The organism is Serinicoccus sp. JS2-9 (assembly GCF_059025165.1).
This window is the reverse complement of the sequence record NZ_CM180091.1, coordinates 286,077-299,693: the sequence shown is the minus strand read 5'-3', so window position 1 is coordinate 299,693 and position 13,617 is coordinate 286,077. Positions and strand designations below refer to the sequence as shown.

Annotated in this window: 11 protein-coding genes; 3 read left to right on the top strand and 8 right to left on the bottom strand. The window is 71.4% G+C overall.

Going from position 1 to position 13,617, the window contains the following annotated elements; all coding sequences use genetic code 11:
• The first annotated feature begins 94 nt into the window (after window positions 1-94).
• Window positions 95-445: a hypothetical protein gene (locus tag AC5PYY_RS01515; protein ID WP_493898065.1), complete on the top strand. Its 351-nt coding sequence runs from the start codon at window positions 95-97 to the stop codon at window positions 443-445.
• 446 nt (window positions 446-891) lie between these two features.
• On the opposite strand, the gene AC5PYY_RS01510 is transcribed toward AC5PYY_RS01515, so the two are convergent.
• Window positions 892-1,320, bottom strand: a complete 429-nt coding sequence (locus tag AC5PYY_RS01510; RefSeq protein ID WP_493898064.1) for a hypothetical protein — start codon at window positions 1,318-1,320, stop codon at window positions 892-894.
• A 135-nt stretch (window positions 1,321-1,455) separates the two neighbouring features.
• Here AC5PYY_RS01510 and AC5PYY_RS01505 point away from each other — a divergent pair, with 135 nt between their 5' ends.
• Together AC5PYY_RS01505 and AC5PYY_RS01500 are read left to right on the top strand one after the other, a co-directional pair.
• Complete coding sequence (locus AC5PYY_RS01505; RefSeq protein ID WP_493898063.1) at window positions 1,456-1,950, top strand: Gmad2 immunoglobulin-like domain-containing protein; 495 nt, start codon at window positions 1,456-1,458, stop codon at window positions 1,948-1,950.
• Window positions 1,951-1,975: 25 nt separating this feature from the next.
• Window positions 1,976-4,594, top strand: coding sequence for a DEAD/DEAH box helicase (locus tag AC5PYY_RS01500; protein WP_493898062.1), 2,619 nt, complete (start codon window positions 1,976-1,978; stop codon window positions 4,592-4,594).
• A gap of 69 nt (window positions 4,595-4,663) precedes the next feature.
• On the opposite strand, the gene AC5PYY_RS01495 is transcribed toward AC5PYY_RS01500, so the two are convergent.
• The 7 genes from AC5PYY_RS01495 to metH all read right to left on the bottom strand — a co-directional run bounded on the left by AC5PYY_RS01495 (window position 4,664) and on the right by metH (window position 13,601).
• Window positions 4,664-5,137 carry a hypothetical protein gene (locus AC5PYY_RS01495; RefSeq protein ID WP_493898061.1) on the bottom strand — a complete coding sequence of 158 codons (474 nt, stop codon included), beginning with the start codon at window positions 5,135-5,137 and terminating at the stop codon, window positions 4,664-4,666.
• A 51-nt stretch (window positions 5,138-5,188) separates the two neighbouring features.
• Window positions 5,189-5,959, bottom strand: coding sequence for a methylenetetrahydrofolate reductase (locus AC5PYY_RS01490; protein WP_493898060.1), 771 nt, complete (start codon window positions 5,957-5,959; stop codon window positions 5,189-5,191).
• A 103-nt stretch (window positions 5,960-6,062) separates the two neighbouring features.
• Window positions 6,063-7,031, bottom strand: coding sequence for a glycine betaine ABC transporter substrate-binding protein (locus tag AC5PYY_RS01485; protein WP_493898059.1), 969 nt, complete (start codon window positions 7,029-7,031; stop codon window positions 6,063-6,065).
• 81 nt (window positions 7,032-7,112) lie between these two features.
• Complete coding sequence (locus AC5PYY_RS01480) at window positions 7,113-8,075, bottom strand: ABC transporter permease (RefSeq protein ID WP_493898058.1); 963 nt, start codon at window positions 8,073-8,075, stop codon at window positions 7,113-7,115.
• Window positions 8,072-9,133, bottom strand: coding sequence for a quaternary amine ABC transporter ATP-binding protein (locus tag AC5PYY_RS01475; protein WP_493898057.1), 1,062 nt, complete (start codon window positions 9,131-9,133; stop codon window positions 8,072-8,074). Before AC5PYY_RS01475 ends, AC5PYY_RS01480 begins: the two co-directional genes overlap by 4 nt.
• Window positions 9,134-9,336: 203 nt before the next feature.
• On the bottom strand, window positions 9,337-9,627 hold the full coding sequence (locus AC5PYY_RS01470) for a hypothetical protein (RefSeq protein WP_493898056.1): 291 nt from the start codon (window positions 9,625-9,627) through the stop codon (window positions 9,337-9,339).
• 272 nt (window positions 9,628-9,899) lie between these two features.
• Window positions 9,900-13,601, bottom strand: a complete 3,702-nt coding sequence (metH, locus tag AC5PYY_RS01465) for a methionine synthase (protein ID WP_493898055.1) — start codon at window positions 13,599-13,601, stop codon at window positions 9,900-9,902.
• Window positions 13,602-13,617 lie beyond the last annotated feature (16 nt).

Here is a 13,617-nt window from a genome sequence, read left to right as displayed (position 1 = left end):
CCTGTCCACCGAGGCGGAGGCGGTCTAGCCTCGGCCGTGGACGTCGGCCCCCAGACCACCAGGCACCTGGGCGCGCGCCACGGGGCTGCCCGACGTGGCGCTCACCGCCGCGCTGGCCGACGTCATCGACCTGGGCCACAGGCCGTGGCCCAGCGCTTCGCCCAGCTGCAGGGCGACGCCCGCCACGGTGCGCTCGGACGTCGTGGCGGTGAGCGCCGAGGCCAAGGACGCCGAGGAGCGGGCCATCGCCCGCGGCTCGGCCGCGATGCTGCCGCTCGCTTCCGCGGTCACCGGCGCCGAGGGCGGCGGTGGACCAGACCTTCGCGTCCAGCCAGATCCGGGCCGAGGAGCTGCGGGCGAGCGCCGGGCCGAGGGCGCGGGTGCCGGTCGTCTTGCCGATGCTCGCGGCGACCGCGTCGATGGATTCCAGCTGGGCGGTCGTTGAGACGCCCGCGGCCCGGGTAAGACCGCCGGCGCCGCCCACGATGACGGGCAGGGTGTCACGGCTGAGGTCGTCGTAGCCCTGCGCGATCAGGCTGGTGACGTTGAAGAGCTCGGCATCTAGCCGGCCCTGGCTGAGCGCCTCGAACGCCAAGACGGGCATCACGTAGGTCTCGCCGTCGAGCCCACCGGGAGCGTGGTGTCATCCGGAGAGGCTCCGGCGGTCGTGATCCCGATGCTCAGGGCGAGCGCCCAGCGACGGTGGTGGTGCGATATGAGGACCCCTCGTGGTTCAGCTGCGTCGGCGATCCTCCGATCGTGCTGCGCCGCAAGCGCGGGGACTAGGGATTCGGCTGGCGCGGCGCCGCCATGGCGCGCCCCCGCCACCCTTGCGGACCCGGGCCGGGCGGAAGTCTGCCGCGCAACCGGGACCCCGCGGCATAGCGCCGATCAGTGGCGAGCGCCGAGCACCGCCAGACAGGCCAGGCCGTAGGCCTGCTCGGCGTCGCGGTGCGTGAAGGTGCGCGGCTTCCCCTCCATCAGTGCGACGACGGCATACACCTCGCCGTCGTCCCCCTCACCCGTCGCGCCCTGCTTGCCCAGACCCACGAAGTCGTGGCCGAGGACGGCCCGGAGCTGGTCCTCCCGGGGGAGCCACACGGTGTCGTCGAGCGCCACCGAGTCCAGGGCCCACTCGGCGACGCCGTTGAACCCGATGACCGAGCCCCCGACGAACTCGTGGACCTCGACGGTCATGTCGGCCAGGTAGAACACGTCGTGCGCCATACCGGCCCGGTCGACCACGAAGCGGTCTCCGGCGAGCGGCGACCAGATGAGGCCGGCTTCGTGCAGCTGACGGGCGAGGTCGACGCTGAGCATGACTCCATCCTGCCCCAGCGCGAGGCGCGTCACCGGGGCAGGGCCGCCGCAGGGCCTGACGTATCTGGCGGCCACCTCATGGCTCAGGAGGGGTGGGTCCGGACACCGGGACCCGCCTGACGAAGGGGAGCAGCCATGAGCATCCAGATCCAGCAGCCGCAGCAGTTCGACCTGGTCGGTGACACGGTCCTCGTGGCCGGCCTCGCCGGAGGGGCGTTCGAGGCGACCTTCAACTACCGCATCCACGAAGGGCATGACGAGGTGACCGGGCACTTCATGGCCGGGGACGGCACCGGGGGGCACGGGCAGTTCCAGCTGCAGGTCGACGTCTCGGCTGCCGCCTTCACGCTGCCCCGGATCTTCGTGGAGGTCTTCTGGGTCTCTCCGAAGGACGGCGCGGAGATCGACACCCAGACCGTCGAGGTCGTCCTCGGGTCGCAGGTCGTCCCCGGCTACGCCCGCTACCTCGAGCACCGGGTCGAGGCGGGTCAGACGCTCTGGGCGATCGCACAGCAGTACTACGGCGACGGCAGCCTCTACCCGCGCCTCGTCACCGCCAATCCGGGCACCATCAGCGACCCCGACGTGATCCACGTCGGCGACGTCGTCCGGGTGCCGATGGCCCCCTGACACCGATCACCCACAATGGTGGGTGATGCCTGCCCACCAGACCCTGACCGACCGGTTGCCGGCCAGCGGCACGGCCGCACCCGACGCCGACACGCTCTTCGAGGCCTTCACCTCCTGGGCCGCCGACCGCGGCACCACCCTCTACCCGCACCAGGAGGAAGCGCTGCTGCACCTGCTCCAGGGCAGCAACGTCGTGCTCGCCACGCCGACCGGCAGCGGCAAGTCGCTGGTTGCCACCGCGGCGTGCTTCCTCGCGCTCGCCCGGGACGAGGTGGCCTTCCTCACCGCGCCGATCAAGGCGCTGGTGAGCGAGAAGTTCTTCGACGCCTGCCAGGTCTTCGGGGCCGACAACGTCGGCATGCTCACCGGCGACGCCGCGGTCAACCCGGATGCCCCGATCGTGGTCTGCACTGCCGAGGTGCTCGCCAACATCGCGCTCCGCGAGGGCGCGGGCGCCGACATCGGGGTCGTGGTCATGGACGAGTTCCACTACTACGGCGACGGCCAGCGGGGCTGGGCCTGGCAGGTGCCGCTGCTCACCCTCCCGCAGGCGCAGTTCTTGCTCATGTCGGCCACCCTCGGCGACACCACCCGCTTCGAGGAGGACCTCACCCGGCGCACCGGTCGGGAGACCGCGCTCGTGGCCGGCGCCGAGCGCCCGGTGCCGCTTCACTTCGGCGAGACGCTGGCGATGACCCCGGTGCCCGAGACGATCCAGACGCTGCTGGAGGACCGGCAGGCGCCGATCTACGTCGTGCACTTCACCCAGAAGGACGCCCTCGAGCGGGCCCAGTCGCTGTTGTCCGTCCCGCACCTGGTCGATCCGGCGGAGAAGGAGGCGATCCGCACCCGAATCGGCGCCTTCCGCTTCACCGCGGGCTTCGGCAAGACCCTCTCCCAGCTCGTCCGCGCCGGCATCGGCGTGCACCACGCCGGGATGCTGCCGCGCTACCGGCGCCTGGTGGAGCAGCTCGCCCAGGATGGCCTGCTCAAGGTCATCTGCGGCACCGACACCCTGGGCGTGGGCATCAACGTGCCCATCCGCACCGTGCTCTTCACCGGGCTGGCGAAGTTCGACGGCTCGCGGCAGCGGGTGCTGCGGGCCCGGGAGTTCCACCAGATCGCCGGGCGGGCGGGCCGCGCGGGCTTCGACACGGTGGGGTATGTCGAGGTGCAGGCTCCCGAGCACACGATCGAGAACGCCCGCGCGCTGGCCAAGGCCGGCGACGACCCCAAGAAGCAGAAGAAGGTCCAGCGGAAGAAGCCGCCGGAGGGCTTCGTCTCCTGGAGCGAGCAGACCTACGCCAAACTCGTCGACGCGCCGCCCGAGCCGCTGCAGTCCAAGCTTAAGGTCGACCACGCCGTCATCCTCAACACCGTCGCCCGCCAGGGCGACCCGGTGCGCAACCTCGCCACCCTGCTGCGGGACAACCACGAGACTCCTGCGGTGCAGGCCCGGCTGGCCCGCCGGGCGATCAGCCTGGGGCGGTCGCTCCTCGACTCCGGGGTGCTGGTCCGGCGGCCGGACGCGGCCGAGGGAGAGCGCAGCATCGACCTCGCCCCCGGCGTCGCGGAGAACTTCGCCCTCAACCAGCCGCTGGCGCCCTTCGCGCTCGCGGCCCTGGAGCTCTTCGACCCCGAGGCGCCGACCTACGCGCTCGACGTCGTCTCCGTCGTCGAGGCGGTGCTCGACGACCCCATGCCGGTGCTGCTGGCGCAACGGCACAAGGTGCGCGGCGAGGCCATCGGCCAGATGAAGGCCGACGGCATCGACTACGACGAGCGGATGGCCCTGCTCGAGGACATCTCGTGGCCGCAGCCGCTCGCCGAGCTGCTCGAGGGCACCCTGGCCATGTATCGCCAGTCCCACCCCTGGGTGCGCGAGGACGCGCTCTCGCCCAAGGCGATCGTGCGGGACATGTGGGAGCGGGCGATGAGCTTCACCGAGTTCGTCGGCTACTACCAGCTCGCCCGCTCCGAGGGCGTCGTGTTGCGCTACCTCACCGACGCCTACCGGACGCTGCGCCAGACCGTGCCGGAGTCGGCCTACACCGATCAGCTGCACGACCTCGTCCACTGGCTGGGTGAGACGATCCGCCAGACCGACTCCTCGCTCCTGGAGGAGTGGGAGGCGCTGACCGACCCCGAGCGGGTGGCCGAGGCAGCGCAGCGCGCGGCGGAGGGTGCTCCCGCGCCCCCCGCCCGACCGATCACGGGCAACGAGCGCGCCTTCCGGGTCATGGTCCGCAACGCCATGTGGCGCCGGGTCGAGCTCGTCGCCGACGACGCGTGGGAGGCCCTCGGCGACCTGGAGGCGCAGATCGCCGCCCTCCCCGATCCACCGCTGGACCCCCTGCTCACCCGCGAGGACTGGGACGCAGCCGTCGGCGCGTTCTACGACGACCACGACCAGGTGGTCCTCGACGCCGACGCCCGGGGCCCGCAGCACCTCCGGGTCGAGCCGGCCCGGGGCGAGCAGGCCGAAATCGCCGGCGGGCAGGCACAGCGGGTCTGGCGGGTCGCCCAGACGGTGACCGACCCCGACGGCGACCTGGACTGGGTCATCGAGGCCGAGTGCGACCTCGACGCCAGCGACGCCGTCGGCGAACCGGTCCTGCTCGCCACTGCCTTCCGGCGGTTGTGAGGCACGGGGCCGCGCGAGCCGCCGCCCTGAGGCAGAGGCGACGCAGCCCCACGGTGCCCGGGCGAGGGGTCAGGTCGAAGGTCGGCACCCCCGCACGCCGTCGCGCCACACCATGACCACGGCGAGGACCACCGCCGCGGCGAGCGTCAGCCACAGGAGCAGGGTCAGCACGGTGAGCACCGGGGAGGCCGGCCCCCCGGACCACGCCGACCGGCGCCGCAGCAGCCGGCCCATCCAGCTCAGCACCTGCGGCCCGCTCGCCGTGGGGCATGGTGCGCCCAGTAGAGCTCGTAGAGATCGGTCGGTGCCCGTCGCGAGCTCCTGCCGTAGACCGACATCCGGCGCAGCTCGAGGTTGTCGGCTCACCCGGTCCGGCTTGCTCCACGCCTCCGCGCCCAGCCCGAGGCCGTCAAGGAAGCCGCGCAGCGTGCCCGTCGGCTGCTGCTCGCCGATGCCGTGGATGAGGACGATCGCCCGCCGCGACCGCCCGTCGCCCTCCCCGGCCACGGGCCGGGAGGTGCCGGAGGAGGTGCTGTGCGACATACCCCTGTCGTCGCACCGGCCACCGCCACACCCGGGGCGCAGAAGCGCTGCTCAGAGCACGCCGTCGAGGTAGTCGGCGACCGACGCGCGCACCGGCATGAGGTAGGCGTGCTGCCCACGCTCGCGGGCGAAGTCGACGACCCGTCGGGCGAAGTCGCGCTGCCACGGCATCGAGGAGTCGAACCCGGATGGGAAGACGACCCGGTTGCGGCGGCGCCAGTAGCCCATCGCACCGCTGGTGGTCACCGACGTCGCGCCCCACCAGACGTCGATGCCCTCGGGCAGCACCGCCGCCCACGCCGCCATGAGGTGCGTGTCGAAGAAGGGCTGGGTGAAGATGCCGCTGGCCCCGGCCGCGAGCTTGCGGTCGAGGTAGCGCATCTCGGTCGTCATCGCCTGGCGGTAGGGGTCGAGGCCGGCGTAGATGGTGACCTCGGGCAGCTCGGTCCTGATCCGGCGGATCACGTCGACCGCGTCCACGGGGAAGGTCGCGGAGTGGAAGTAGTCGGCGTCGTCGCCGGACACCACGAGCAGCTCGCCGGTGCGGCGTGCCTCGTCGGCCATCGGCAGCGGGGCCTCGGGGTCGACGTCGGCGGCGCGGATGTGCGGGATCGTCCGGTATGCCGCGCCGTCGGCCCGGGTGGCGGCCTCCCGCGCCACCTCGGTCGCCTCCCAGGAGCGCAGGTCGAACTTCAGCAGGTCCGGGATGTTGATCGTGTCGACGCCCCCGAGACGCTCGGCGACGGTCGCCATCTCGGCGCGCACCGACTCCGGGCTGCGGGGGACGAGCTCGACCGAGATGCGGGATGCGCTGGGGGACATGGTCATCCAGTTTCCCAGCAGCGGCCGCGGGTCGGGAAATCGCCGGGCAGGCCGACGGCCCTGCGGCAAGCTCGCCGCAGGGCCGTCGATTCGTGCGCGTGGCTCAGCGGCCTTCGGTGACCAGCGTGTCGAAGGCGTCGGGGTACTCCTCCAGGAAGGCGTCGATCGCGTCAGCCTCCTGGCCCTCGCCGTACTCGTTGACGACCATGTCCTCGAGCGCGCCGTACTGCTCGTCGTCGAGCTGGATGCCCGCGATGAGCTCGGCGGCCTCCGGGAACTCCTCGGCGAAGCCCGCGGTGCCCAGGAAGTGCAGCGCCTCGGCCTCGCCGAGCGCGCCCTCCGGGTCCTCGAGGGTCTTCACGTCGAAGGCGCTGTTGGCCCAGAAGGGCTGCCACAGCGTGACGACGATGTCCTCCTCGTCCTCGATGGCGCTCTCCAGCTCGGTGAGCATCGCCGAGGTGGAGGAGGTGACCAGCTCGTAGTCGCCCTCGAGCTCGTAGGTCGGCATGACCGAGTCCTGGGTGGCGGCGGTGAGGCCGGCCCCGGGCTCGATGCCGATGATCTGGCCGCCGAACATGTCGGCGTTGCCGGTGAGGTCGGCGATCGACTCGATCTCGGTGTAGGTCGGCACCACGAAGGTGAGCTTCGCGTTGTCGTAGTAGGCGCCGAGATCCTCGATGTTGTCGCCGTACTCCTCCATGTAGGAGGCGTGGGTGACCTCCGGCCAGGCCGAGGGGTACATGTCGACGTCGCCGTTCGCGAGCCCGGTGTAGAGCAGCGCGGCCTCGGTCAGCTCCTCCATCTCGACCTCGTAGCCGAGCTTGGTGAGCTGGTCCTCCAGCAGGTAGGCGGTGGACAGGCCATCGGTCCAGGACGGGATGAAGCCCAGGGTGATGGTGCCCTCGGCGCTCCCGGCGGCCTCGCCAGAGTCGTCGCCGGCGCTGGCTTCCTCCGAGCTGTCGGACTCGCCCCCGGCCTCGGTGTCGGTGTCGGAGTCGCCGCAGGCGGCGAGGGTCAGGCTGGTGGCCAGGGCGGCCACCGCCAGGGTGGTCGTGCGCTTACGCAGTGTCATCTGCTTTCCCTTCTTCGTGTTCCTTCGGCCGTCCGGGGACGGCGTGGGTGGTCGGTCAGGTATGTCGTGTCCGGCCTCGGGCTACATGCGGATCGTCGGGCCGGTGGCGGCCAGCTGCTCGCCCTGCTCCCCGGCGGCGTCGCTGTCGGATCGTTGGTCGCTGGACCGTCGGCGCAGCCGTCCCAGGATCGAGTGCGGGTAGTCACCCGGGCGGCCCAGAGCCGCGGTGAGGCGGTCGAGGTAGATCGCGATGATGACGACGCCGAGGCCGGCCTCGATGCCCTGCGGTCCGTCGAGGGTCGAGATGGAGGCGACGACCTCCTTGCCCAGGCCGTCGGCCCCCGCGATGCCGGCGATGACCGCCATCGACAGCGAGAGCATGATGACCTGGTTGACGCCGGCCATGATGGTCGGCATGGCCAGGGGGAGCTGGATGCCACGCAGGATCTGCCGTGGCGTCGCCCCGAAGGCCTGGCCCGCCTCGACCGTCTCCGCGTCGACCCCGCGGATGCCCAGCTCGGTGAGCCGGACGCCGGGCGGGAGCGCGAAGATGACGGTGGCGAAGACCCCGGGGACGACGCCGATCCCGAAGAAGACGACGGCCGGGATGAGGTAGACGAAGGCCGGCATGGTCTGCATGAAGTCGAGCACCGGCCGGACGACCGCGCTGACCCGGTCGCTGCGCGCGGCGAGGATCCCGATGGGCACGGCGACGAGGATGGCCACCAGGGTCGCGATCATGACCAGCGCCAGCGTCTGCATCGCGGTGACCCACTGGTCCATCGCGATGATGAGCAGGAAGGTCACGAGCGTGCCGAGCGCCAGCTCCCAGGAGCGCACGAGCAGGCCGAGGAGGGCGAAGATCACGACGAGCACGAGAGCGGGGATGACGAGCAGGACGTCGGTGACGCTCGTGACCAGCCAGTCCAGCACGGTGGCGAGGAACTCGAGCAGCCACTCGAAGTTGTCGTTGATCCAGTCCAGGGCGGTGTCGCCCCACTCTCCGACGGGGACCCGCGGGATGATCGAGTCGTTCTCGTTCATGCGACACCTCCGGTCGGCTGCAGGTCGTCGGGGGCGGTCTGCGCCCCGCCGTCGAGGGCGGCCAGGAGAGCGACCCGGGGGATCACTCCGACGATCGCGCCGGAGGAGTCGCGGACGGCCAGCGGGTCGTGCGTGCGGGCGCGGGTGAAGAGGTCGCTGAGCAGCGCGTCGGCCGGGACGACCGCCTCGTCCGGCACCGGGCCCGGCTCCTGGGTCGTCGGCTCCATCACGTCCCGCGCGGTGAGCACCCGCGTGCGGTCGACGTCCTGGACGAAGTTGGCGACGTAGTCGTTGACGGGACGGTTGAGGATCTCGCCCGTGCTGCCGACCTGCTCGATCCGGCCATCACGCATCATCGCGATCCGGTCGCCGAGGCGCATCGCCTCGTTGAGGTCGTGGGTGATGAACAGGATGGTCTTGCCCAGCTCGCGCTGCAGCTCGATGAGCTGATCCTGCATGTCGCGCCGGATGAGCGGGTCGAGGGCGCTGAACGCCTCGTCCATGAGCATGATGTCGGTGCCGGACGCCAGCGCCCTGGCCAACCCGACGCGCTGCCGCATACCTCCGGAGAGCTCGCCCGGCATCGAGGCGCCCCAGCCGCCGAGGCCGACCATCTCCAGGGCGCGGTCGGCGCGCTGCTGCCGCTCGGAGCGGCCGACACCGCTGATCTCGAGGGCGTAGGCGGCGTTCTCGCCGACGCTGCGGTGCGGCAGCAGCGCGAAGTGCTGGAAGACCATGCTGACCTTCTCGCGCCGCACCGCGCGCAGCCGCTCCCCGGAAAGCTCGGTCACATTGTCGCCGTCGATCGAGACGCTGCCGCTGGTCGGCTCGAGCAGGCCGTTGACCATGCGGATGAGCGTGGACTTCCCCGAACCGGACAGGCCCATGACCACGAAGATCTCACCCTCCGCGACGTCGAAGGAGGCGTCGATGACGGCGGGGGTCAGGCCGTCCTGGCGCAGGTCGTCCCGAGAGGCGCCGCTCTCGAGGGCGCTGACGCCGCGTTGGGGTCGTCGACCGAAGATCTTGTAGAGATGGTCTGCGGTGATGGAGGCCACGGGTCTCCTGCGGGTCGGGGCACAAAGAGTCCCCCGAACGTAGCAACGAGACCACGGCAGTTTCTTGCCGAGCAACCCGATCTGGCCGCTTCGTGACGCGACTGTGACGTGGGCAACAGTTCGGTCACGATCCGCTGTGAGCGGGAATCCGCCCCCTCGGGCTCGTCGGAGCCGGCTCCCGTCGACGAGGGGCGGCAGCCAGCTCAGGAGCGCAGGAGGGAGATGACCTCGCCCAGCTGGGCTGCCACGGAGTCGACCTTGCCCTCGAGGGAGCCCATCCGCCTCTCCAGTCCGGTCATCTGCCCCTCGAGGGACCCCATGCGCCCTTCCAGCCCGGTCATCTGCGCGCCGAGCCCCGTGATGTCGGTCTGCAGCTCGTCGAAGCGGTTGCTGTGCCGCTTCTGGGTCCCATGGATGTCGAAGATCATCGTGTAGATCTCCGACACGTCGTTGTCGAGCTGTCCCACCGTGCGCTCGAGGCCGGTCGCGGTCATCTGCCCACTGTAGGTCGGCGCCGACGCGACACGCCAGGGAAGGGCCGGCGCCTGTGGACGACGGAGCATGGGCGACGACCGATGGGCCTGGTGCCGGGCCGTCCTGAGCCCGGCGGGTTGGTCACGGCTGTCACACCCGCACCAGCGTGCCGGAAAAATCGGACTGCCGCCTCCACAACCCCGGCAGATCCGAGTTTCCCGGCATCGTGGTGCCCGTGGTGCCCGTGGTACCTGTGGTGCGCGTGGTGTCCGGTGGTGCCCCCCTGGGCGGCTCAGCGCAGCAGCGGCCCGAGCCAGCGCTGCGCCGTCTCGAGGTCCCAGCCCTTGCGCTCGGCGTAGTCCGCCACCTGGTCGTCGTCGATGCGCCCGACGGCGAAGTACTTCGCCTCGGGGTGACCGAGGATCAGCCCGGACACCGCGCTGTTGGGGCTCATGGCGCCGTGCTCGGTGAGGGTCATCCCGGCCTGCTGCTCCGCATCGAGAAGCTCCCACAGCGTGAACTTCTCGGTGTGGTCCGGCTGCGCCGGATAGCCGGGCGCCGGGCGGATGCCGTCGTAGCGCTCCTTGATGAGCTCCTCGACCGGCAGGTCCTCGCTCGGGGCATAGCCCCACAGCGTGATCCGCACCTCGCGATGCACCCACTCGGCGAAGGCCTCGGCCAGCCGGTCGGCCAGCACCTGCACCATGATCGCGCCGTAGTCGTCCTGCTCCTCGTCGCGCAGCTGCGCCGCGAGCGTGTCGGCGCCGTGGATCGACACCGCGAAGGCGCCCACGTGGTCACCCTCGGGCGCGACGAAGTCGGACAGCGCGGCATACCCGCCCTGGCGTCGCTCCTTCTGCTGCCGGAGGGTATGCAGTGTCACCGGCGCCCCTGCGACGTCCAGCACGATGTCGTCGCCGTTCGTGGCGCGCGCGGCGGGCCACAGGCCCACCACGCCGCGCGGGGTGAGCAGCCCCTCGTCGAGGATGCGGCCCAGCCAGCGCTGCCCGTCTTCCCAGGTGGCGCGGGCCTGCGCGCCGACCTTGGGGTCGTCCAGGATGCGCGGGTAGGAGCCGCGCAGCTCCCACGCGCTGAAGAACGGCGTCCAGTCGACGATCTCGACCAGCTCGGCGAGGGTCGGCTCGACCACGCGGGTGCCCAGTGAGGAGGGCGTCACGGGCACCGGCTCGGCCACCGCCCGGCTGCTCGCCCGGGCCTCGGCGAGGGAGGTCAGCCGCACCTCCTTGCTGCCGTGCCGCTCCCGCAGCTCGGCATAGGTCCCGGCGACGCGGTCGCGCAGCTTCTCCTCGTAGTTGATCGCATCGGCCACCACACCCACGGCGCGGGACGCGTCGACGACGTGCACGACGGTGCCCTCGTAGGCCGGGTCGATCTTCACGGCCGTGTGGGCCGCCGAGGTCGTGGCCCCGCCGATGAGCAGGGGCGTCGTCAGTCCGCGCCGCTGCATCTCGGTGGCCAGCGAGACCATCTCGTCCAGGCTGGGCGTGATGAGGCCGGAGACGCCGACGACGTCGGCCCCGATCTCGTCCGCCGTGGCCAGGATCTTCTCGGCCGGCACCATGACGCCGAGGTCGGTGACCTCATACCCGTTGCAGCCGAGGACGACACCGACGATGTTCTTGCCGATGTCGTGCACGTCGCCCTTGACCGTCGCCATGACGATCCGGCCCTTGCTCCGGCCTCCGGTCTCGGCGGCCGCCGCCTCCAGATAGGGCGTCAGGTGCGCGACCGCCTTTTTCATGACCCGCGCCGACTTCACCACCTGGGGGAGAAACATCTTGCCGGCGCCGAAGAGGTCGCCGACGACGTCCATCCCCGCCATGAGCGGCCCCTCGATGACCGCGAGCGGCGACCCCAGCTCCTGGTAGGCCTCCTCGGCGTCCTCCACGGCATACGTGTCGATCCCGGCGACCAACGCGTGCCGCAGCCGCTCGGCGACCGGTTCGTCCCGCCAGGCCAGCTTGGCCGCCGCGGCGGCGCTGCGCTCACCGGGGCTGGCTCCATCGCTCTCGGCCTTGATCCGCTCGGCCAGCTCGATGAGGCGCTCGGTGGCGTCCTCGCGCCGGGCCAGCACGACGTCCTCCACGGCGTCGCGCAGCTCGGGGTCGAGCTCGGCATACACGCCCAGCATCCCGGCGTTGACGATGCCCATGTCGAGGCCGGCCTCGATGGCGTGGAAGAGGAAGACGGCGTGCATCGCCTCGCGGACGACGTTGTTGCCGCGGAAGGAGAAGGAGACGTTGGAGACACCGCCGCTGACCAGCGCGCCGGGCAGGTTCGCCTTGATCCACCGGGTCGCCTCGATGAAGTCGAGGGCGTAGCGGTCGTGCTCGCTCATGCCGGTCGCGACGGTGAGGATGTTGGGGTCGAAGATGATGTCGTGCGCCGGGAACGGCTGCGGCAGCGCCTCGCTGGGGGTGGTGAGCAACTGGTAGGCGCGCTCGCACACCTCGATCCGGCGCTGGTAGGTGTCGGCCTGACCGGTCTCGTCGAAGGCCATGACCACGACGGCGGCGCCGTAGCGGCGCACCACCGCGGCCCGGCGGAGGAACTCCGCCTCCCCGTCCTTGAGCGAGAGGCTGTTGACCACACCCTTGCCCTGGATGCACCGCAGCCCGGCCTCGAGCACCTCCCAGCGGGAGGAGTCGATCATCACCGGCACCCGCGCGACGTCGGGCTCGCCGGCGAGCAGGTTGAGGAAGTGGGTCATCGTCTCGGGGCCGTCGAGCATGCCCTCGTCGACGTTGACGTCGACGATCTGGGCGCCCGCCTCGACCTGCTGCCGCGCGATGGCGACCGCGGCGTCCCAGTCGCCCTCCTTGACGTGCCGCGCGAACTTGGGAGAGCCGGTGATGTTGGTGCGCTCGCCGACGTTGACGAAGTTGACGTCCGGGGTGAGCGTGAACGCCTCCAGCCCTGACGTGCGCAGGTATGTCGTGGGCCCGGGTGCCGAGCGCGGCGTCACCCCGTCGACGGCGTCGGCGATCGCGCGGATGTGGTCGGGGGTCGTGCCGCAGCAGCCGCCGACGATGTTGATGAGCCCCTCGCGGGCCATGTCGCCGAGCACCTCGGCCATGTCCTCGGGGGTGTCGTCGTAGCCGCCGAAGGCGTTGGGCAGGCCCGCGTTGGGGTGCACCGAGGTGAGCGCCACGCTGGCGCCGCCGAGCTCGCGCAGGTGCGGTCGCATCTCCTCCGCGCCCAGCGCGCAGTTGAGGCCGACCGAGACGAGGTCGACATGCTCGGTCGAGACGGCGAAGGCCTCCGGGGTCTGGCCGGAGAGGGTGCGGCCCGAGGCGTCGGTGATGGTGCCGGACAGCATGACCGGGACGCGCGGCATACCTTGCTCTGCCCGGTCCGCGAGGACGTCGGCGACGGCGTGCAGCGCCGCCTTGGCGTTGAGGGTGTCGAAGACGGTCTCGACCATGAGCAGGTCGGCGCCGCCCTCGAGCAGCCCGCGGGTCTGCTCGGCGTAGGCATCCCGGAGCTGCTCGTAGGTGATCGCGCGGAACTCCGGGCGCTCGACGTCGGGGGAGAGGGACGCGGTGCGGTTGGTTGGGCCGATCGAGCCGACCACCCAGCGCGGGCGGCCGGTCTGGGCCTCGACCTCGTCGGCGACCTCGCGGGCGACCCGGGCCGAGGCGACGTTCATCGCGTGGGCGAGATGGCTGGCCTCGTAGTCGGCCTGGGCGATGGACGTCGAGGTGAAGGTGTTGGTCGTGAGCAGGTCCGCTCCGGCCTCGAGGTAGGACCGGTGCACGTCGGCCAGCACGTCGGGGCGGGTCAGGGCGATGAGGTCGAAGTTGCCCTTGAGCGTGATGTCGCGCAGCGGTGCCCAGGCGGGGTCGGCGTCGTCGCCGTGGAAGTCGGCCTCCTCGAGCCCGACCTGCTGCATGAGGGTCCCGTAGCCGCCGTCCAGGACGAGGATGCGCTCGCGCGCCAGGTCGCGCAGGTCGGGGCGGGTCAAGGAGGGCACCCGGAAGATTCTACGG